18 protein-coding genes are annotated in these 20,551 nt (G+C 63.6%); 9 read left to right on the top strand and 9 right to left on the bottom strand.

Features of this window, described 5'->3' with window-relative positions; genetic code table 11:
* Positions 1-106 precede the first annotated feature (106 nt).
* The 8 genes from dnaB to G6N08_RS05590 all read right to left on the bottom strand — a co-directional run bounded on the left by dnaB (position 107) and on the right by G6N08_RS05590 (position 8,803).
* On the bottom strand, positions 107-1,921 hold the full coding sequence (gene dnaB, locus G6N08_RS05625; protein WP_163755115.1) for a replicative DNA helicase: 1,815 nt from the start codon (positions 1,919-1,921) through the stop codon (positions 107-109).
* A 531-nt stretch (positions 1,922-2,452) separates the two neighbouring features.
* On the bottom strand, positions 2,453-2,911 hold the full coding sequence (gene rplI / locus G6N08_RS05620) for a 50S ribosomal protein L9 (protein WP_163755112.1): 459 nt from the start codon (positions 2,909-2,911) through the stop codon (positions 2,453-2,455).
* Between the two features lie 33 nt (positions 2,912-2,944).
* On the bottom strand, positions 2,945-3,196 hold the full coding sequence (gene rpsR / locus G6N08_RS05615; RefSeq protein ID WP_163755110.1) for a 30S ribosomal protein S18: 252 nt from the start codon (positions 3,194-3,196) through the stop codon (positions 2,945-2,947).
* 47 nt (positions 3,197-3,243) lie between these two features.
* The gene (locus G6N08_RS05610) at positions 3,244-3,738 is read right to left on the bottom strand and encodes a single-stranded DNA-binding protein (RefSeq protein WP_163755108.1); all 495 of its coding nucleotides are present in this window, start codon (positions 3,736-3,738) and stop codon (positions 3,244-3,246) included.
* Positions 3,739-3,887: 149 nt separating this feature from the next.
* A complete protein-coding gene (gene rpsF, locus G6N08_RS05605) occupies positions 3,888-4,178 on the bottom strand; it encodes a 30S ribosomal protein S6 (protein ID WP_163756735.1) in 291 nt (96 codons plus the stop codon).
* 101 nt (positions 4,179-4,279) lie between these two features.
* Positions 4,280-5,908, bottom strand: a complete 1,629-nt coding sequence (locus G6N08_RS05600) for a glycosyltransferase family 87 protein (protein ID WP_163755106.1) — start codon at positions 5,906-5,908, stop codon at positions 4,280-4,282.
* On the bottom strand, positions 5,905-8,313 hold the full coding sequence (locus G6N08_RS05595; protein ID WP_246216617.1) for a transglycosylase domain-containing protein: 2,409 nt from the start codon (positions 8,311-8,313) through the stop codon (positions 5,905-5,907). The genes G6N08_RS05600 and G6N08_RS05595 overlap by 4 nt, the downstream gene beginning before the upstream one ends.
* 64 nt (positions 8,314-8,377) lie before the next feature.
* A complete protein-coding gene (locus G6N08_RS05590; protein WP_174813255.1) occupies positions 8,378-8,803 on the bottom strand; it encodes a DUF5318 domain-containing protein in 426 nt (141 codons plus the stop codon).
* Positions 8,804-9,048: 245 nt separating this feature from the next.
* Here G6N08_RS05590 and G6N08_RS05585 point away from each other — a divergent pair, with 245 nt between their 5' ends.
* From G6N08_RS05585 to G6N08_RS05545, 9 genes are all read left to right on the top strand, one after another.
* The gene (locus tag G6N08_RS05585; protein ID WP_163755100.1) at positions 9,049-9,591 is read left to right on the top strand and encodes a PadR family transcriptional regulator; all 543 of its coding nucleotides are present in this window, start codon (positions 9,049-9,051) and stop codon (positions 9,589-9,591) included.
* Positions 9,592-9,665: 74 nt separating this feature from the next.
* Complete coding sequence (locus G6N08_RS05580; protein ID WP_163755097.1) at positions 9,666-10,760, top strand: inositol-3-phosphate synthase; 1,095 nt, start codon at positions 9,666-9,668, stop codon at positions 10,758-10,760.
* Positions 10,761-10,819: 59 nt separating this feature from the next.
* Entirely contained in the window at positions 10,820-11,728 is a 909-nt protein-coding gene (locus G6N08_RS05575) for an Rv0045c family esterase (protein ID WP_163755095.1), read from the top strand.
* Between the two features lie 29 nt (positions 11,729-11,757).
* Positions 11,758-12,573: an LLM class F420-dependent oxidoreductase gene (locus G6N08_RS05570; RefSeq protein WP_246216616.1), complete on the top strand. Its 816-nt coding sequence runs from the start codon at positions 11,758-11,760 to the stop codon at positions 12,571-12,573.
* Between the two features lie 125 nt (positions 12,574-12,698).
* Positions 12,699-13,403 (top strand): GntR family transcriptional regulator, encoded by a 705-nt coding sequence (locus G6N08_RS05565; RefSeq protein WP_163755091.1) that lies wholly within the window; start codon positions 12,699-12,701, stop codon positions 13,401-13,403.
* 60 nt (positions 13,404-13,463) lie between these two features.
* The gene (locus tag G6N08_RS05560) at positions 13,464-15,269 is read left to right on the top strand and encodes an ABC transporter substrate-binding protein/permease (RefSeq protein WP_163755089.1); all 1,806 of its coding nucleotides are present in this window, start codon (positions 13,464-13,466) and stop codon (positions 15,267-15,269) included.
* Positions 15,266-16,015 carry an amino acid ABC transporter ATP-binding protein gene (locus tag G6N08_RS05555; RefSeq protein ID WP_371868958.1) on the top strand — a complete coding sequence of 250 codons (750 nt, stop codon included), beginning with the start codon at positions 15,266-15,268 and terminating at the stop codon, positions 16,013-16,015. The genes G6N08_RS05560 and G6N08_RS05555 overlap by 4 nt, the downstream gene beginning before the upstream one ends.
* A gap of 55 nt (positions 16,016-16,070) precedes the next feature.
* Positions 16,071-16,568: a MarR family winged helix-turn-helix transcriptional regulator gene (locus tag G6N08_RS05550; protein ID WP_163755088.1), complete on the top strand. Its 498-nt coding sequence runs from the start codon at positions 16,071-16,073 to the stop codon at positions 16,566-16,568.
* 154 nt (positions 16,569-16,722) lie between these two features.
* Positions 16,723-17,391, top strand: a complete 669-nt coding sequence (locus G6N08_RS05545) for an SDR family oxidoreductase (protein ID WP_163755086.1) — start codon at positions 16,723-16,725, stop codon at positions 17,389-17,391.
* An 82-nt stretch (positions 17,392-17,473) separates the two neighbouring features.
* On the opposite strand, the gene leuS is transcribed toward G6N08_RS05545, so the two are convergent.
* Entirely contained in the window at positions 17,474-20,374 is a 2,901-nt protein-coding gene (gene leuS / locus G6N08_RS05540) for a leucine--tRNA ligase (RefSeq protein ID WP_163755084.1), read from the bottom strand.
* Positions 20,375-20,551 lie beyond the last annotated feature (177 nt).

The following is a 20,551-nucleotide window of genomic DNA, read 5'->3' as shown; positions in this document are numbered from 1 at the left end:
ACCTTCGCGGCGCAGCCGCCATTGTCATGTCACGAGGACGAGCATTAACCACTCGGCCACCATTCGTGAGATTCCACCACGTTCGGTGAGAACCGGTACCGGATGACTACCGCGCCATATTGGCGAACCGCGACAGATGCAGCTGGTGCGCGACGGTGACCGTCTTGGTTGGGCCGTTGCGGTGCTTAGCAACAATCAGATCGGCCTCGCCGGCGCGCGGATCGTCGCGTTCGAAAGCATCAGGGCGATGCAGCAGAATCACCAAATCTGAATCTTGTTCCAGTGAACCACTTTCCCGAAGATCAGCCAGCATCGGCTTCTTATCGTGGCGTTGTTCAGGACTGCGGTTGAGCTGGCTGATCGCGACGACGGGAACATCCAGCTCCTTGGCGAGCAGCTTGAGGCTGCGCGAGAATTCCGACACTTCCACCTGCCGCGACTCGAACTTTTTACCCGAGGTCATGAGCTGCAGGTAGTCCACGACGACAAGCTTCAGGTCGGCTTTCTGCCGCAGCCGGCGCGCCTTAGCGCGGATCTCCATCATCGTCAAGTTCGGCGAGTCATCAATATACAATGGTGCCTCGCTGATTTCGCTCATCCGCCGCGCCAGCCGGGTCCAGTCATCATCACTCATACGACCTGAACGCATGTCGGACAGTTTGATTTTCGCTTCCGCCGACAGCAGGCGCATCACGATCTCGGACTTGCTCATCTCTAACGAGAAGATGACGCTGGCCATCCGGTGGCGGATCGAACACGACCGCAGAAAATCCAATCCCAAAGTGGAGTTATGCGTGGGTATCATGCCGCGGCCCGCCAGATACAAGTGCGCGGCGTTGTCCACTTGGACGCAGCGCACCGGAACGCTGCGCACCCGGCGCACCGCGGTCAGCTGCAGCACCGGTGCCATCAAGGTGGCTGTCGCGCGGCGCTCCGCATAGGGCGCAATCGAGCCGGCTGCCGCGATCGTGTCCAGACCGCAACGCAGTTCAGCTGTCGTGCGGATGCCATACCCGGTCGGCCATTGGTGATCGGCATCGGCGACGATGACCGTGCCGTCGGAGAACTCGATCTCGTAGCACGGGCGACCCAGCATCACATCGGTCGCGGCCAGCACCCGGGTCGGCATCCCGTCGGCGCCCAGCAGTTCGTCACCGACGGCGACGTCGCCCATCGTGGTCCACCCCGAGGGAGTGGGCAGCGGCGTGTTGAGTGCCAGCGCTTTTCCCACCCCCGGGCGGGCGGCGACGATGACCATCTGTCCGGGGTGCAGCCCGTTGGTCACCTCGTCGAGTTCGGTGAACCCGGTCGGCACGCCGCGCGCTATGCCGCCATTGGACGCGATGGCGTCGATCTCGTCCATCGTCGGCTGCAGCAGATCCTCGAGTGGGACGAAGTCCTCAGAGAGACGCCGGTCGGTGACGTCATAGATCTCGGCCTGGGCGCGGTCGACCACCGCGGCCACATCAGCGCCCTCTGCACCCGCATAGCCGTACTGCACCACCCGCGTCCCGGCCTCCACCAGCCGGCGTAGCAGTGCTTTTTCGGCGACAATCCCCGCGTAATAGCCCGCGTTGGCGGCCGTCGGGACTGTCGAGATCAGCGTGTGCAGGTAGGGCGCGCCTCCCACCCGGCGCAGCAGGCCTTGGCGGTCCAGTTCAGCGGCTACTGTCACCGCATCGGCCGGCTCGCCGCGCCCATAGAGGTCCAAAATTGCGTCGTAAACATTTTGGTGCGCCGGCCGATAGAAGTCGCCGGGCCGAAGCCGTTCCACTACATCGGCGATCGCATCCTTGCTCAGCAACATCCCACCCAGCACCGCCTGCTCAGCGGCGAGGTCCTGTGGGGGCTGACGGCCGAAGTCGTCACTGGATGGCGACGCATCCATGCCGGGATAGCCGAGATCGTCGATAACCGCCATGGGCGCTCACCTCCCCTCGACGCAGCAGCTGTCGAACGCACATTCGAATGTCGTGAACAGTAGAACAAGACACCGACACCGCTCGCCTCAGCCCACCTGCCCACCTCCTGGATGACCCGCTGCGCGGACTCGCATCATCTCGTGCTGACACGCCGGCATTCGTCTCGCGACGGTCGACGTTAAACGTTGCTGGCACGGACTCCAAGTGGCACTGTTCATAAACCTGTGCATCGAGTGTGCATATATATTTGTCGCCGTGTTGAAGCGGTTGTGGACAACCTGTGGACCGATGTCGGGTGTTGCACCATCACCGCAGCTAGCCGGACGATAACCCGCCGTGAATTCTGTGGATGAGAATCTCTTCGGCGTGTCGGGCCGGGTTGCGATTTCGGGCGTGTTGTGTTGCGGTCAGTTATGCGCTGCGTTAACGAACCGTTACGTTAGCTAAGTGAGAAGTGACCGGGATTTGTTCGCCCGGCTGGGAGCACTGGTGGCGGCCACGCAGCGGCCGCCACCCGCCTCATTGCCCGATTAGTCTTTCGCCACGACGTTGAGCGCTACCTCGACGTCGACTTCGGGATGCAAACGTACCCACACCGAATGAGCTCCCAGCGCCTTGATGTGTTCCCGGGGTAACCGCACGATCCGCTTGTCGAGGTTCGGTCCACCGGCCGCCTTAATCGCGCCGACCACATCACCGGCGGTCACCGAGCCGAAGAGCTTGCCGGTATCGCCCGCGGCCTTGACCGGCAGCGTGACCACGCCCAGCGCCTCGATGGCGCCCTTGATCTCGTTGGCGTGCTCCAAATCGCGCACCTTTTTGCTGTCCCGCGCGCGGCGAATCTCCTCAGCCTGCTTCTGCGCGCCCCGAGTGGCCACGATCGCCAACCCGCGCGGAAGCAAGAAGTTGCGCCCATACCCGTCTTTGACCTCGACGGTTTCGCCGACAGAACCGAGATGATCGACGTCGGCGGTAAGGATCAATTTCATCGCTGTGCTCTTTCCGTTCCGGCCCTTTATCGGTTACCGCGCTGATGACGTGAATGGGAGCAGCGCCATTTCCCGGGCGTTTTTCACCGCGAGCGCGATATCACGCTGGTGCTGCACACAGTTACCTGTGACGCGGCGCGCCCGGATCTTGCCGCGTTCACTAATGTAGGTGCGCAGCAGCGCCGTGTCTTTATAGTCGATCACTTGGTCTTTCTTGGCGCAGAACACGCACTTCTTCGTCTTGACCGGCTTTTCCGGCGTGGGGCGCCGTTTCGATTTAGCCATGGATCTTTCTCTCTCGTTCCTCTTTCGTTCCTGGGCTCAAGTCGGTATCAGAAGGGTGGTTCGTCATCAGTGTCACCGAACGAGCCCGCGGCGGGCGCGCTGCCCCACGGGTCGTCAGCGGCTCCAGCGCTCGGCGCAGCCGACGCTGGTCGGGCTCCGCCCGCTCCACCGCCGCTCCGGCTGGCCTTGTTGACCTTGGCGGTGGCGTAGCGCAATGACGGGCCGACTTCGTCGACCTCGACCTCCACCACGGTGCGTTTTTCGCCCTCGCGGGTTTCGAAGGACCGCTGCTTGAGCCGGCCGGTGACGATCACCCGCGCGCCCCGGGTGAGGCTTTCGGCCACGTTCTCGGCTGCCTCTCGCCAGATATTGCAGCGCAAGAACAATGCCTCGCCGTCTTTCCATTCTCCACTCTGGCGGTCATAGATCCGCGGCGTTGAGGCGACGGTGAAGTTCGCCACGGCAGCACCGGACGGGGTGAACCGCAGCTCGGGGTCGGCGGTTAAGTTACCGACGACGGTGATAGTGGTATCACCAGCCACAACGTCCTCCTGGGATCCGTGCGTGGATAGATTTGAGCCCGACGCTTTGCGGTAAGCGCCTATCGCAGAGCCTACGCAACGGCTCTGACGCTTGGCAGTCGTTCATTAACGGGTCTGCCGCTCGACGGCCTGCATCGTCACCGGACGCGCTAGCGCTGGTCGGTGCGCAGCACTTTGGTGCGCAGCACCGATTCATTCAACCTAAGCTGACGGTCCAGCTCAGAGACCGTTTTCGGCTCGGCGTCGAGGTTGATCACCACGTAGATGCCTTCGGAATGTTTCGCAATCTCGTACGCCAGCCGGCGGCGACCCCAGATGTCAACTTTCTGCACGGTTCCCCCGTCCTTTCGGACAACGTTAAGGAACGTCTCCAAGGACGGGGCCACGGTGCGCTCGTCGAGAGTGGGGTCGAGGATGACCATAATTTCGTAAGGACGCACGGGAACCTCATCACCTCCTCTGGTCTGTGCGGCCACGGGCGGTCCGTGGCAGGAGGGCCACCTGCTGCGTCGGCGACCGGCCCAGGTTACCGGATGCTGGCCTAACCCGCGAAATCAGGAGTCGCACCTGCTGCGGCCGGCCGCCGTGATTGAGCCGGCCGCAGCCACCGGGGCAGCCAGCCGGGTGGCGCGTCGCGCGCCCGGTCAAACACCCCGCCCGCCGGGTCATCCAGGCGCCCACCCCAACGCACCAAATCCTCGCCGGGCCGGTAAATCTGCCGCACCACCAGCACACACAGCGCCACGACGGCGATGTCGCGCAGGAGCACGGTCGCAGTAAACCACTGTTCCGGCAGGCTCCGGTTGGGAACGGCGTACAGGTAATACATCCGCGGCACCCAGACGACCGCGTCCACCGTCATCCACGCCAGCAGGATCCTCCGATGCGGCACAGCAAGTACCGCCAGCGGCACCAGCCACAGCGAGAACTGTGGACTCCACACCTTGCTCGTTAACAAAAATGCCGCCACCACCAAAAATATCGACTGCGCCGCCCGAGGCCGGCGCGGAGCAGTTAGCACAACGTAAGCTATTGCTGTACAACACATTACAAAGAGTGCCGCGCTGACGGTGTTCAGCACTATCGGTGGTTGCCAAAAGCCCAGTGCGGGATCGAAACCGCGCCAGCCGGTGAACGACTTCACGACGTTGTAGAGCGAGTCCATGTCGTCACCACGACGGGTGTTGAGCCGGAAAAACTCTGACCAGCCGCGCGGGAAAAGCAGCATCACCGGAAGATTCACCACCAGCCAGGTCGCCACCATGGTCACTGCGGTGCGGATCACCTCACCAACGCGCCCAACGCGGATTCCCAGGACCAACAAGGGCCCCAAGAACAGCACCGGATAGAGCTTCGCTGCGACACCCAGCCCGAACAACACACCGGCCCAGGTTGGTCTTCGCCGTGCCCAAGCCAGCAGCGCAGCGATCGCGAATGCTGTTGCGAGCGCGTCAAAATTGGTGAAGATCTGAAATATCACCACAGGAGAAGCTGCCACCAGCGCCGCGTCCCAGACCCGTCGTCCGGCCAGTCTGGCCGCGGCCCAGATGGTCGCCAGCCAGGCCAGCGCCAGCCCGAACGCGGCAACGTCGAAGAACACCACCACCTCGGCGACCACCGGGAACACGCTCAGCTTGCTCAGCGCCGTATAGGTCTTGGCCACCGCCATCGCCGCGTACTGGTAGATACCGGTCAGCACCGGATACTCCATGTAGCGCACCGCTGGCTGACCGTCGTAACGGAGCTGCGGCTTGCCGGAGGAATCGGTCTCGACCCAGCTAGACTTGTACGGAAATCTGCCCTGGCTCAACAACTCCGCGCCGTACAGCGGCACGATGTCGGAATAACACAACTCGTAATAGGCGCGCTGGTGCTCCCAGTTGGCCACTCGCTGATCACCTGGTCCGGTACCGGTGCTTTGCAGGCAGGGCGCCTTTGTCGACCACCCCAGCGCCAAAAACACCAGCCCGATCGCCAACATCACCCGTAACGGCGTCCAAAACAGTGTGCGCCCCAGTAACGCGTGCCGGCCCACGGGCCCGCCGATGACATGTGACAAGGCTGCACCCAAGACGTCTGTGCGGCTCGGGCAATCTCGATCGTCGGCGCTGCGCAGATCAGCGGCCAGTGGCCCAGGCGACGTGATACGTGAAGCCTCGGTTCCGGTCACGGCGGCGGTGCGGGAACTTGCGGTCCCGCCGCCGGCGGGGCTGCTGGGCCCCCGGCGGGCGGAATCACGGGGATGGTGGTGGGCGGGCCCACTGGGATGGTGATCCCCGGCGCTACCTCGATGGTGGGCTGGATGACGGTCTCCGAGGGCGGCGCTTGCACCGGCAGCTCCGGCTGCGGCGGGGCTGCCGGCACACCCGCGTAACCGCCGATCTCCGTCGGCTTGGGGAACGACTCGTTCGGTGTCCCCTTGAGCGCGCCGTCCATCGTGGCCTTCCAGATGTCAGCCGGCAGGCTCGACCCGTACACGGGCGAACCCCACTTATTCACCAGGGGCTTGTCGCCCCCGACAGTGCCTACCCACACCGCTGTCGACAGTGACGGCGTGTAGCCGACCATCCAGGCGTCCTTGTTGGCGCCGGTGTCGCCCAACTGGGTGGTACCGGTCTTAGCCGCCGACGGCCTCCCGCCGGCGAGGTTGTGGCCGCGCGAATAGCCGGCGATCGGCTGCATCGCTGCTGTCACATTATCGGCGACCGCCTTGTCGATGCGCTGTTCGCCGGTATCACCTTGAGCACCCGCATCGAAGAGCACCTGGCCGTCGGAGCTAACCACCTTCTGCACGAAATGCGGCCGGTGATAGACACCCGAGGCGGCCAGCGTTGCGTAGGCCGAGGCCATATCGATTACCCGAGTCTGATACTGGCCCAGCACGATCCCGTTGTTAGGTGGTCCGCCTTGACCATCTTCGGACAGCGTATGCGCCACACCGGGGAAACTACTTGCAACACCGGCCCGGTGAGCGGCGTCGGCTACGTCTTCTGGGCCATGTTTGAGTTTGAGCATCAACCGGTAATACGACGTGTTCAGTGAGCGTTTGAGCGCCTCCGCGATTGAGCAGATCCCGCAACTCTCGCCCTCGACGTTGGTGATCTTGATCCCATCGACGGTGAGTGGGGAACTGTCCACCTGGTAGCCTAGGCCGATACCCTGTTCAAGCGCGGCGACGAGCGCAAACACTTTGAACGATGAGCCGGTTTGCAACCCTGCCTGTGCGAAGTCGAAACCGTTGGCGTCCGAACCGCCGTAGTAGGCTTTCACCGCGCCGTTCCGCGGGTCGATCGCGGCCACCGCGGCCCGCATGTCGGGATCTTGTCCCTCAAGGTATTTCGACACCGCCTCTTCCGCGGCTTTCTGAGCCTTGGGGTCGATTGTGGTGGTGATCTGCAAACCTTGGGTGTTCAGAGTCTGCTCGTTGATATTGAACAGATCGAGCAGCTCCTTGGTCACCTGGCGTTCGATGAGCCCGTTGGGACCAGTGGTCTGGTTCTGCACCTGGGCCTCATCTGGCGGCAGTGTTGGCGGAAACACCTGGGCGGCACGCTCTTTCGCTGACAGCGCACCGATTTCGACCATGCCGTCCAGTACCCAGTTCCAGCGGGCTTTGGCGCCTTTCAGGTCAACCGCCGGATCAAGGGTGGACGGCCGTTGAATCAGCGCCGCCAGCAGGGCGCCTTCGGCCACGTTGAGCTGGTCAACCGGCTTGTCGAAGTAGGCCTTAGCGGCCGCTGCGATCCCGTAGGCACCCCTGCCGAAGTAGATGATGTTCAAGTAGGCCTGCAGCACTTCATCTTTAGACCATTCTCCTGACATCTTGGTGGCGATCACGAGCTCTTTGGCCTTGCGGATCAGCCCGTTTAGCCCAACCCGCTGAGAGCCCACCAGCGCGTTTTTCACGTACTGTTGGGTAATCGTGGATCCGCCTTGCAGATCACCGCCGAAGATATTGTTCTTCACCGCGCGTGCGAAGCCGGTCAACGAAAACCCCGGATTGGAGTAAAAGTTGCGATCCTCGGCGGCGATCACCGCCTGACGTACGTGCATCGGAACTTGGTCGAGGTTGACATCGACCCGATTGCCTTCCGGCGGGACTATTTTCGCCAATTCGGAACCGTCGCTGGCCAAAATCGTCGAGACCTGGTTGGTGCGGATGTCACCTGGCTTGGGGACATCGACGATGAGGTAGGCCATGGCGAAGGTGACGATGGGCAACAACAGCACGACCGCTGCCGTGACGTAGAGCGCGCGGCGCACCCACCGCCAGTGCACCCGTCGGATCCAGGGCCAGTTCAGGCGGGGAGGCCGACGCGGCAGCGGACCGGGTGGAATAACACCCTCCCCACCACCCGGTGGGGAGGCGCCCGCGCCCGGCGGGTGCCGCCGCGCACGCCCCGGCGGTGCGTTATCCGGCGCGGCGGTGACCGTGTTGAGCAGCCCCGGCTGGGCCGGTTTCAGGCGCGGTCCGTCCAGTGCCGCCTTGACCGCGTCGATCGGATCGCGCAGCTGTGCCGATGAGTCGTCGCAGACCGGCGGAAGCACCGTCGTCAGCCGGTCGTCCGGCGGCACATATCGGGATCCCCCGCTGGCAGCGGGCCCACCGGCGTTGGCCCACCGGTCGCGCGGTTCTCCGCTATTCACTGACCGTGCGAGCCCCGTTACCCGCTGTCTGTGTGGTGCGCGAGCCTTTGGGCGGACGGCCGGCGCCGAGCACATAGGACTTCACCAAGTGATTCCAGCTACACGTCCGGCACACCTCTACCACGTGCACGGAGAACTCCTCGTATCGGGATGCCATCGCGAGCAACTCTTCGGTGGTGCGCGCCGAACCTGACACCGCGCCGAGCTGATCGCCGAACACCCACGACACCAGTGTGAGTTGCTCCTTTCGGCAGATCGGGCACATCACCTGACTGGGCTTGCCGTGAAACTTCGCGGCGCGCAGCAGATAGGGGTTCGCGTCACACACCTCGGATACACCGGTACGTCCCGAGTAGACCTCGGCCAGCAGGGACCGACGCCGAAGCGCATAATCGACCACCTGTCGCTGCAATCGCACGCTGACCAGAGTACGACGCCTATCCCGGCACCGGGCTGTGACCGACACCGCGTCCGTGGCTGGATCCGCGGGAGCGCAGGCCGGCTCGCGGGGCCGCATACCAGCGCCGCAGCCAACTGGCTCGGCGGTTACCTGGGGCTGAACGGGACCGGAACACACACCGATGTAGTGGTAAATATATCGACGCGATAGGATTGCTCGACGCGTCGATCCGTTGTAGCGAGCCGAGCAAAGGAGGTGATTCGGTGCTGGAGCTCGCCATCCTGGGTCTCCTGCTCGAGTCGCCCATGCATGGCTACGAGTTGCGGAAACGATTGACGGGTCTACTCGGGGCGTTCCGAGCGTTTTCCTACGGCTCCCTCTACCCGGCGTTGCGGCGCATGCAGGCTGAGGGGCTGATCGCCGAAAACGCCGCGCCCGCTGGGACGCCGGTACGGCGTGCCCGACGGGTGTATCAACTGACCGACGCCGGCCGGCAGCGTTTTGCCGAGCTGGTGGCCGACACCGGTCCGCACAACTACACCGACGATGGTTTCGGCGTGCACCTGGCATTCTTCAACCGCACCCCGGCGGAGGCCCGGATGCGCATTTTGGAGGGCCGTCGCCGTCAAGTCGAGGAACGCCGCGAAGGTTTGCGGCAAGCAATTGCACGGGCCAGCAGTTCGTTTGATCGCTACACCCGCCAGCTGCATCAACTCGGGCTGGAGTCCAGCGAACGTGAAGTCAAGTGGCTCAATGAGCTGATCGCCGCCGAGCGAGTAGCGCAGAGCCGCGCCGAACAGGCCTGAAAACCCGGCAAAACCCGGCAAAACCCGGCAATACGTGAACAGCAGGACACAGGTAGAGGTAAGGAGAACGCCCTATGAGTGAGTACACCGCGCCCGAGGCGTCGACGGAGATCCGAGTCGCCATTGTCGGCGTCGGCAACTGCGCGTCTTCGCTGGTACAGGGCGTCGAGTATTACCGGGATGCTGAGGAGACAACATCCGTGCCGGGCCTGATGCATGTGCGGTTCGGCCCCTACCACGTTCGTGATGTGAAGTTCGTCGCGGCGTTCGATGTGGACGCCAAGAAGGTCGGCTTTGATCTCTCGGACGCGATTTTCGCCTCGGAGAACAACACCATCAAGATCGCCGATGTGCCGCCCACCAATGTCGTGGTACAGCGGGGGCCAACTCTGGACGGGATCGGCAAGTACTACGCCGACACCATCGAACTCTCCGATGCCGAGGCGGTCGACGTTGTCAAAGTCCTGCGGGACGCCCGCGTCGACGTGCTGGTGTCCTATCTGCCGGTGGGTTCGGAAGAGGCCGACAAGTTTTACGCCCAGTGCGCCATTGACGCCGGCGCGGCGTTCGTCAACGCGCTGCCGGTGTTCATCGCCTCCGATCCGCTGTGGGCTAAAAAGTTCACCGAGGCCGGGGTACCGATCGTCGGCGACGACATCAAAAGCCAGGTCGGTGCCACCATCACTCACCGGGTGCTGGCCAAGCTGTTCGAAGACCGCGGCGTGCAATTGGACCGCACGATGCAGCTCAACGTGGGCGGCAACATGGACTTTCTCAACATGCTCGAGCGTGAGCGGCTGGAGTCGAAGAAGATCTCCAAGACCCGGGCGGTCACGTCGAACCTGCAGCGTGAGTTCAAGACCAAAAACGTGCATATCGGCCCCTCCGACCACGTCGGCTGGCTGGATGATCGCAAGTGGGCCTATGTGCGACTGGAGGGCCGGGCGTTCGGCGACGTGCCGCTGAACCTGGAGTACAAGCTTGAGGTGTGGGACTCGCCGAATTCGGCCGGCGTCATCATCGACGCCATCCGAGCGGCCAAGATCGCCAAAGACCGCGGTATCGGCGGACCGGTGATTCCGGCGTCAGCATATCTGATGAAAAGCCCGCCACAGCAGATGCCCGACGATCTGGCACGCGCGCGGCTCGAAGAGTTCATCATCGGCTAACGCGGCGACGGCGCGGGGCCGGGCGCTGGATCCCCGCACGGCTCGTAAGGTCAGTCTCTGTGACCGATCGCTTCGATATCTCCGACGAGGATCTGGCTGGGCTCTCCGAGTTCGCGCTGCTGGCCGAAAACGCCGCGCAGGCCGGAGTGGTCGGTCCGCTGCCGTCCGTGCGGCGGCTCGACTGCGGGGATATCAGCGCACTCCGGTGGGGCGATCTCCCCCCGCGGGTGATCTTTCTGCACGGCGGCGGGCAAAACGCGCACACGTGGGACACTGTGATCATCGGGCTGGGCGAGCCGGCTTTGGCTGTGGACCTACCCGGCCACGGTCGTTCCGCCTGGCGCGACGACAGCGATTATTCGCCGCGCCGCAATGCGGACACCCTGGCCCCGGTGCTGCGCCAGCTTGCGCCCAGTGCCGCCCTGGTCGTGGGCATGTCACTGGGAGGGCTGACTGCGATCCGGTTGGCCGCGGTGGCGCCCGACCTGGTTCGCCGGCTTATCCTGATCGACGTCACCCCCTCCTCGCTGCGGCGGCATTCCGAGCTGACCGCCGATCAGCGTGGCACTGTGCAGTTGATCCACGGCCCGCGGGAGTTTCCCAGTTTCACCGCCATGCTGGATCTGGCGATTGCTGCCGCGCCACACCGCGACGTCAAGACATTGCGGCGCGGCGTGTTCCATAATTCCCGCAGACTCGATGACGGCCGTTGGATGTGGCGCTATGACGTCATGCGCACGGTTCCCGATTTCGACGATCTGTGGAACGATGTCGCCGCCGCGTCGGTGCCTATCACCCTGGTGCGGGGCGGCGCCTCGAACTTCGTCACCGCCGAGGACGTCGCGGAACTCAGCCGACGCGCCAGGCACTTCCAGGGTGTGCACGTCGTGCCAGATTCCGGTCATTCGGTCCACAGTGACCAGCCCCGGATACTGACCGACATCGTGCGCGCCGTGCTCAACGGCTAAGCGCCCCTCAACCGCCTACCGTTATGGGCATGAGTTTTCCCGACCGTCCCGTCCGCATCGGGGTACAGCTGCAACCCCAGCAGGCCCCGCACTATGGCAAGATCCGTGATGCGGTCCGGCGCTGCGAAGACATCGGTGTCGATATTGCGTTCAACTGGGACCACTTCTTCCCGCTCTACGGTGATCCCGACGGTCCGCACTTCGAGTGCTGGACAATGCTCGGGGCCTGGGCTGAACAGACCTCGCACATCGAATTCGGGGCGCTGGTGACGTGTAACTCCTACCGCAATCCGGACCTGCTGGCCGATATGGCCCGAACTGTCGACCACATCTCCAACGGCCGGCTCATTTTGGGGATCGGCTCCGGATGGAAATATAAGGACTACCGCGAGTATGGCTATGAGTTCGGCACGGCCGGCAGCCGCATCGACGCCCTGGCGGCCGCGCTGCCCCGAATCCGATCGCGGCTGGCCAAGCTCAACCCGCCACCCACGCGGCACATTCCGTTGCTCATCGGCGGTGAGGGCGAGCGGAAAACCCTGCGGTTGGTGGCCGAGTACGCCGACATCTGGCACAGCTTCGCTACCGCCAAAACCTACCCGGCGAAATCGGCTGTGCTGGCTGAGCATTGCGCGGCCCTCGGGCGTGACCCGGCCAGTATCGAGCGATCGGCCGCGGTTGGCGGTGAAACCGGGTTGCGCCCCGGTGCCCCCGTCGGCGGGTTGATCGGCGAAGCCGAGACCCTTGTGGACCTGGGTGTAAGCCTGCTGACCATCGGCTGCAGCGGACCTGATTACGACCTGACTGGCGCCGAGGCGCTGTGTCGGTGGCGCGACACGCGTTGAGGCCCCAGATTGCCGACCGAGGTGTGGCCGAAAAATTTCGGTGCCGCGACTCAAACACAGCACGATCCGGCATGCTCCGTGAGAAACTGCCAGCGCCGATTGTGGAATCGGGCTGAAAGACAGCGATGCCAAAAAAGTACGGAGTTAAAGAAAAAGACCTGATCGTCTCGCACATTCTCAGCCTGGTGCTGACGGGAAAGTTGCGCACCGGTGATCGGGTCGACCGTAACGAGATCGCGACCCGTCTAGGGGTCAGCCGGGTCCCCATCCAAGAGGCCCTTGTCCAACTCGAGCACGACGGTATTGTGTCTCTCCGCTATCACCGCGGTGCCTTCGTCGAGCGGTTCGACGAGGCCACTGTGCGGGAACATTACGAACTCGACGGTCTACTCAACGGCATCGCCTCAGCACGCGCGGCGGTCAATCCCACCCCGCGGATCCTGGGTCAGCTCGGCGCGCTTATGCGCTCCTTGCGCGCCTCGAGAGAATCCCGGACCTTCTTTGACGTCGCCGACGAATACCGGCGCACGATAAACGACGAGTACGCGGGCCCGCGGCTGCATGCGGCTATCCGCGCGTCGCAAAGCTTTGTCCCCCGCGTCTTCTGGGTGACCTACCAAAACAGCCGCGACGAAATGCTGCCGTTCTACGAAGAAGAAACCGCCGCCATCCACCGACGTGAACCAGAAGCGGCGCGGGCCGCATGTATTGCCCGCTCCGATTTGATGGCCCAGACCATGCTGGCCGAGTTGATCCGTCGCGGAGTGTTCAGCCCACCCGAGTGCATCGACGCGGGTTCTTCAGCCACGCGGTTGCCACCCGGGGATTAACGCGTACACGAGGTGTTGACCGACAGGCCGATCGGCCTGTCGGCGGATACCTTAACGGTTATGACCCTCAAAGTCGGCGAGCACCGCCACTTCGGCGGAAAAGCGCTAGCGGTGGCCGCAACGATCCTCATGGTCTGCGGCCTGGCGCCGGCTCCGCCCGCGGCAGCAGATATCGATCAATGCTCCCCACCCGGTATCGAGGGCGCGACCGCGCTGCCCAGAAAACTGGCCACTGCCACTCGCCCGCACGAGGACAAATACACGACCGCTGAGGTCAAACCACTGAGTTCGGTGGACATCGGCGCGTTGGGGCTGCGCACGCCCGGCACCCTGACGGTCGGCACCCTCTCGCAAGCGCCACCCACCACGTGCGTTAACGCCACCGGGCAGTTCACGGGTTTCGACAACGAGCTGCTGCGAGCTATCGCCCGTAAGCTCGGCCTGCACGTCAATTTCCTCGGCACCGATTTTTCCGGGCTGCTCGCCCAGGTGGCGTCACGACGCTTCGACGTCGGCTCCGCCTCGATCACCGCCACAGAAGCGCGCCGGCGCACGGTTGGGTTCACCAACGGTTATGACTTCGGATATTTCTCGCTGGTCGTGCCGGCCGGTTCCGCGATCACCAGTTTCGACGACCTCACCCATGGACAGCGGATCGGTGTCGTTCAGGGCACCGTGGAAGATGCCTATGTCGTCGACAACCTGCACCTGCAGCCGGTGAAGTTCCCCGACTTCACCACCGTCTACGCCAGCCTGAAAACCCGCCAGGTTGACGCGTGGGTAGCACCGGCTCTGGAAGCACTGAACGCAGTACACCCCGGGGATCCGACCGCGATCGTCGCGCACACCTTCAGCACGGGCAATTATGTGGCGTATGCGGTCGCTAAAGAAAACCGTCCGCTCATCGAGGCCCTCAATTCGGGACTGGATGCCGTCATCGCCGATGGCACCTGGTCGCAGCTCTACACCGACTGGGTCCCCCGGCCGCTGCCGCCAGGCTGGCGACCCGGCTCCAAAGCGGCCCTGACTCCGCATCTGCCCAATTTCGCCACGATCGCCGCACGTCACCACCGGGCGGTCGATGAGCCCGCACCGGCCAAGTCCACGCTGGACCAGCTACGGGATTCGTTCTTCGACTGGAGCCTGTACAAACAAGCAATTCCGCTGCTGTTCACCACCGGGCTGCCCAACACACTGATCCTCACCGTCAGCGCCAGCGTGATCGGGTTGGTGTTGGGCATGCTGCTGGCGATCGCCGGGCTGTCCCATTCCCGCTGGCTGCGCTGGCCGGCCCGGGTCTACACCGATATCTTCCGCGGCCTGCCCGAGGTGGTGATCATCCTGCTGATCGGGCTCGGCGTCGGCCCATTGGTGGGTGGCTTGACTGCCAACAACCCGTACCCGCTCGGAATCGCCGCGCTGGGATTGACCTCTGCGGCATACGTCGGCGAAATCTTTCGGTCCGGGATCCAAAGCGTCGAGCCGGGACAGCTCGAAGCCTCTCGCGCACTGGGGTTTAGCTACCCGGCCGCGATGCGGCTCGTGGTGATACCGCAGGGGATCCGCCGAGTGCTGCCCGCACTGGTCAACCAGGTCATCGCACTGCTGAAGGGCTCTGCGCTGGTGTACTTCCTGGGGCTCATCGCCGGGCAGCGCGAGCTGTTTCAGATCGGCCGTGACCTCAACGCCCAGACCGGTAGCCTGTCGCCACTGGTTGCCGCCGGTGTCTTCTACCTGATGTTGACGATCCCGCTGACCCATCTGGTCAACGTCATCGACGCGCGCCTTCGCCGGGGCCGTACCTTTGCTGAGCCGGAGGAGACGTTCGATTTGATCACGTCGACGTCTGGTCAGGAGATGACATGATGACCGAGGTTGCCCGCCGCAAGCCAGTGTCACTCGCGGGCAAAAGCATTCATCTAGCGTTCGGCAAACATACGGTACTTCGCGGTGTCGACATCGATGTGCCGGCGGGCGACACCGTGGCCGTGATCGGCCCCTCGGGTTCAGGTAAGTCGACGTTGCTGCGCACGCTCAACCGTCTCTATGAGCCCGATAGCGGCGACATCCTGCTCGACGGTCGCTCGGTGCTGCGCGACAACCCCGACCACCTTCGCCAACGTATCGGCATGGTCTTTCAGCAGTTCAACCTGTTTCCGCACCGCAGCGTGCTGGACAACGTCATGCTGGCACCGCGCAAGCTGAAACGCTTATCTGCGGACGCCGCCCGGGAACTGGCGCTGGCGCAACTGGACCGGGTCGGACTCAAACACAAGGCCGATGCCCGACCCGGGGCGCTGTCGGGTGGTCAGCAGCAACGGGTCGCCATCGCCCGCGCTCTTGCGATGTCACCCCAGGTGATGCTGTTCGATGAGGCGACTTCGGCGCTCGATCCTGAGATGGTCAAAGACATCCTGGAACTGATGGCCGAACTCGGCGCCGATGGGATGACGATGCTGGTCGTCACGCACGAAATGGGATTTGCCCGCTCGGCGTCAGACGCCGTTGTGTTCATGGATCACGGCAAGGTAGTGGAAACCGGGCCGCCAGACCAGATATTCGAAGCTGCGCAAACGGAGCGGCTGCAGCGGTTCTTGTCCCAAGTACTTTGACTGTTTACACGATATTGCGGTTTGCCGAGGGTGAGCCAGGTTAGACTGCCGAATTATGGTGGACAGTGATGCCATCGCGCCAGAAGTGAGGGAGTTGGCGGAGGGTCTCCACCGCACGCTGGCCAAACTGTTTTCGATCCTACGCCGCGGAGACCCCAGCGGCGCTATGGCCGGGGATCTGACTCTGGCGCAATTGTCGATCCTGGTCACATTGCTCGAGCAGGGTCCGATCCGGATGACCGACCTGGCTGCACACGAACGGGTCCGAACCCCAACCACCACGGTCGCGATCCGCCGGCTGGAGAAGATCGGACTGGTGAAACGCTCGCGTGACCCCTCAGACCTGCGGGCCGTACTGGTTGACATCACTCCGCGTGGTCGCTCTATCCTCGCCGAGTCGCTCGACAATCGGCGGGCTGCCCTGGCGACAATGCTCAACCAACTACCCGAATCGGACTTGGAAACGCTGATGAAAGCGTTGGGCCCGCTGGAGCGACTGGCGTGCGGAGAACCCGCGACCAGTTCGGCTAGCTCCCACCACGAGCGTGCGTGAAATCTTCTCCGACAAAGAGATACCCCGGCGCTTATTCATCACCGACCGGACCATCCGGTTCGCGGCGGATCAGCACCGGCGAAAACAGTTTTGACGTGTGCGTTTACCCGCGCTGTCACGGTGGTCGGCGCGCGACCGTCCTAAGCTGGCAGTCATGCCGACCGCACTAATCACCGGCGCCGGCCGCGGCATCGGTTCGGCGATCGCCGCTGCCCTGGCGCCGACACACACACTGCTGCTGGCCGGCCGACCGTCGCCCGGGCTCGACGCTGTCAGCAGGCGGCTTGGTGCCACCGCCTTGAGGCTGGACCTAGCCGACGCTGCCGCGACACAGGCTGTCGCCGCAACCGTTTCCGAACTCGACGTTCTGGTGCACAACGCCGGGGTGTCGAGACCGGGCCGTGTCGCCGAGACTGACATCAACGACTGGCGGGTCACCTTCGACGTGAACGTATTCGGGGCGGTTGCACTGACATTGGCGCTGCTGCCGGCCCTGCGGCGGGCGCACGGTCATGTCGTGTTCATCAATTCCGGATCCGGGCGCAGAGTGTCGCCGGGTATGGCCTGTTACTCGGCCAGTAAGTTCGCGTTACGCGCCTTCGCTGACGCCCTGCGTGACGACGAGCCGGCATTGCGGGTCACCACGGTGTACCCCGGCCGCACCGCTACCGATATGCAGCGCGAACTGGTCGCCTACGAGGGCGGCGAGTACGAGCCGGGGAAATTCCTGCGGCCCGAGACCGTGGCCGCAGTGGTGGCCGGTGTGCTGAAAACACCGCCTGATGGAGATATCCACGAAGTTGTGGTCCGCCCTGCCGTGTGACGGCCACACCAGGTCAACCTGGCGGCGATGCGGGACTGAGACCGACCCCTAACCGCGTTATTCGCACCACCACGACGACGTATCACAAAACCACGTTGACCAGCCGGCCGGGCACGACGATCACCCGTTTCGGTGCGGCACCCGCCAGGAAACCCTGCACCTTCTCATCGGCGAGCGCGGCTGCTTCCACGGCGTCTGCGCCGGCGTCGGCGGCTACCGTGATGTGGCTGCGCACCTTCCCGTTGACCTGCACAGGATATTCGACGGTGTCGTCAACCAGGTAGGTGGGATCGGCCACCGGAAACGGGCCGTGCGCCAGCGAGCCGGTATGGCCCAGCCGTTGCCAAAGCTCCTCGGCCAGATGCGGCGCCAGCGGCGCCAGCATCAGCACCAACGGCTCGACCGCCGTCCGTGGCACCGCGTTACGGTGCTTTTTGGTGAGGTGATTGGTGTACTCGATCAACTTAGCCGTCGCGGTGTTGTTACGCAGTGCCGCATAGTCGTCGGATACACCCGCAATGGTGCGGTGCAGCAGGCGCACAGTGGTGTCGTCTAAAGCCGCGTGATCATCAACGCGGGTCTGGCCAGTGTATTCGTCGACCACCAGTCGCCACACCCGCTGCAGAAAACGGAATGCGCCGACGACGTCCTTGGTGGCCCACGGCCGCGAGGCCTCTAGCGGCCCCATCGACATCTCGTAGACCCGCAGCGTGTCAGCGCCGTAGTTATCGCAAATCTCGTCCGGTGATATCGAATTCTTCAGGCTCTTGCCGATCTTGCCGAATTCCTGAAATACCTCTATTTCCCCGTCGGGGCCGGGATAAAAAAATCTGCCGTCACGTTCGACCACCTTCTCGGCCGGCACATAGGATCCCCGGCTGTCGGCGTAGGCGAACGCCTGGATATAGCCCTGATTGACCAGCCGGCGATACGGTTCACGAGAGCTCACATGACCCAAGTCGTAGAGGACCTTGTGCCAAAACCGCGAATACAGCAGGTGTAACACGGCGTGCTCGACACCACCGACGTAGAGGTCAACACCACCCGGGTCGTCTGGACCGTGCTCTGCCGGCCGCGGACCCATCCAGTAGGCTTCGTTTTCTTTGGCGCAGAAGCGCTCTGAGTTGTGCGGATCCGTGTAGCGTAATTCGTACCAGGAACTGCCCGCCCATTGTGGCATGACGTTGGTGTCTCGGGTGTAACGCTTGAGTCCGTCGCCAAGGTCCAATTCGACATGCACCCAGTCGGTCGCCTTGGCCAGCGGAGGTGACGGCTCGCTGTCTGCATCGTCCGGGTCGAAAAGCACCGGTGAATAGTCGGGCATGTCGGGTAACTCGACAGGCAGCGCGGATTCGGGCAGCGGGTGTGGACGTCCGTCGCTGTCGTACACGATGGGGAATGGTTCGCCCCAATACCGCTGGCGCGCGAACAGCCAGTCCCGCAGCTTGTATTCGACGCGAGCACGGCCGCGGCCCTCGGACTCCAGCCGGGCGGTGATCGCCTTCTTGGCCGCAGCCACATCCATGCCGTCGAGGAACCCGGAGTTCACCAGCACACCGTCGCCGACGTAAGCCGATCGCGAAATATCACCACCGGCAATGACTTCGACGATCGGCAGCCCGAACTCCTGAGCGAACTCCCAGTCTCGCTGATCGTGCCCGGGAACCGCCATGATCGCACCGGTGCCGTATCCGAGCAGCACATAGTCGGCGATGAAGATCGGCAGCTGTGCGCCGTTGGCCGGGTTAATGGCGTAACTGCCCAAGAAGACCCCGGTTTTCTCCTTGTACTCCTGCCGCTCAAGGTCGGATTTCGCCGCGATCGCGCGCCGGTACCGAGCGACAGCGTCGGCAGGTGTGGCAGCGCCGAATGTCCAGCGCTCGTCGACTCCGTCGGGCCAGCTAGTCGCCACCAAACGATCGACCAGGTCGTGCTCCGGCGCCAAAACCAGGTACGTGGCACCGAACATGGTGTCTGGTCTGGTGGTGAACACTTCGATATCGATGGCGCCCTCGGCGGTAGTCGCTGAAAACAGGGCCGAAGCTCCGGTGGAGCGGCCAATCCAGTTGCGCTGCATGGTCTTGACCTTCTCCGGCCAGTCCAGCAGATCGAGATCGTCGAGGAGCCGGTCTGCGTAAGCGGTGATCCGCATCATCCATTGCCGCAATCGCTTCCGGAACACGGGAAAGTTCCCCCGGTCGCTGCGTCCGTCAGCGGTCACTTCCTCGTTGGCCAGAACGGTACCCAGGCCAGGGCACCAGTTCACCATCGAATCCGCTCGGTAAACCAGCCGGTGGCTGTCGATAACGTCGGCACGCTCCCCGGGCGATAATGTGGCCCACTCCCGGCCATCGTCGAGACGACGTGCACCGGAATCGAATTCGGCTATCAATTCACTGATCGGACGCGCCTTGTTGGCGCGGTCGTCGAACCACGCGTTATAGATCTGCAGGAAGATCCACTGTGTCCACTTGTAGAAATCGGCATCGGTGGTCGCGAAGCTTCGCCGACTGTCGTGACCGAAACCTAGCCGCGCCAGTTGGCGCCGGAAATTGGCGATGTTGGCCTCGGTCCTCGCACGCGGGTGCGTGCCAGTCTGCACTGCGTATTGTTCCGCGGGTAATCCAAAAGCGTCAAATCCCAACGCGTGCAGCACATTATGGCCAGTCATACGGAAGTAGCGCGCGTAAACGTCAGTGGCGATGTAGCCCAACGGGTGACCGACGTGCAACCCCTCTCCCGAGGGATAGGGAAACATGTCCTGCACGAAAAGCTTGCGCTCCGGCACCGCGGAGCCATCTGCCGGCGCCAGCGAGCCGACGGGGTTGGGCACGTGGAACGTCCCTTGGCGAGCCCACGTGTCTTGCCACGTTCGTTCGATATGGGCCGCCAGCTCCGCCGTGTAGCGATGCCGGGGAACGTCGATGTCCGCGTCTGGGGCGCCGGAGTTGCTGGTCGGCGCGGCAGTCCGGGATTCGGTCACGTCAACAGGGTATAAGGAGGCGCCGGGCGTCTCGCTGGCCACGACTTGGTCTCGGTTGGGTTGCAGAGCGGTCAGAGCTTCATCCCAGCTCGGTTCCGGACCTGGTGCATGGCGCTGACCAGCGGTTACAGTCAGCGCCTAAGCATTGGTGACCGATGAGAGCTCAAGCGGGAGGAC

The sequence above is a fragment of the Mycobacterium botniense genome (genome assembly GCF_010723305.1).
Lineage (GTDB): Bacteria > Actinomycetota > Actinomycetes > Mycobacteriales > Mycobacteriaceae > Mycobacterium > Mycobacterium botniense.
Note: the sequence above shows the minus strand (reverse complement) of the source record. Positions and strands in the feature narration are given on the sequence as shown.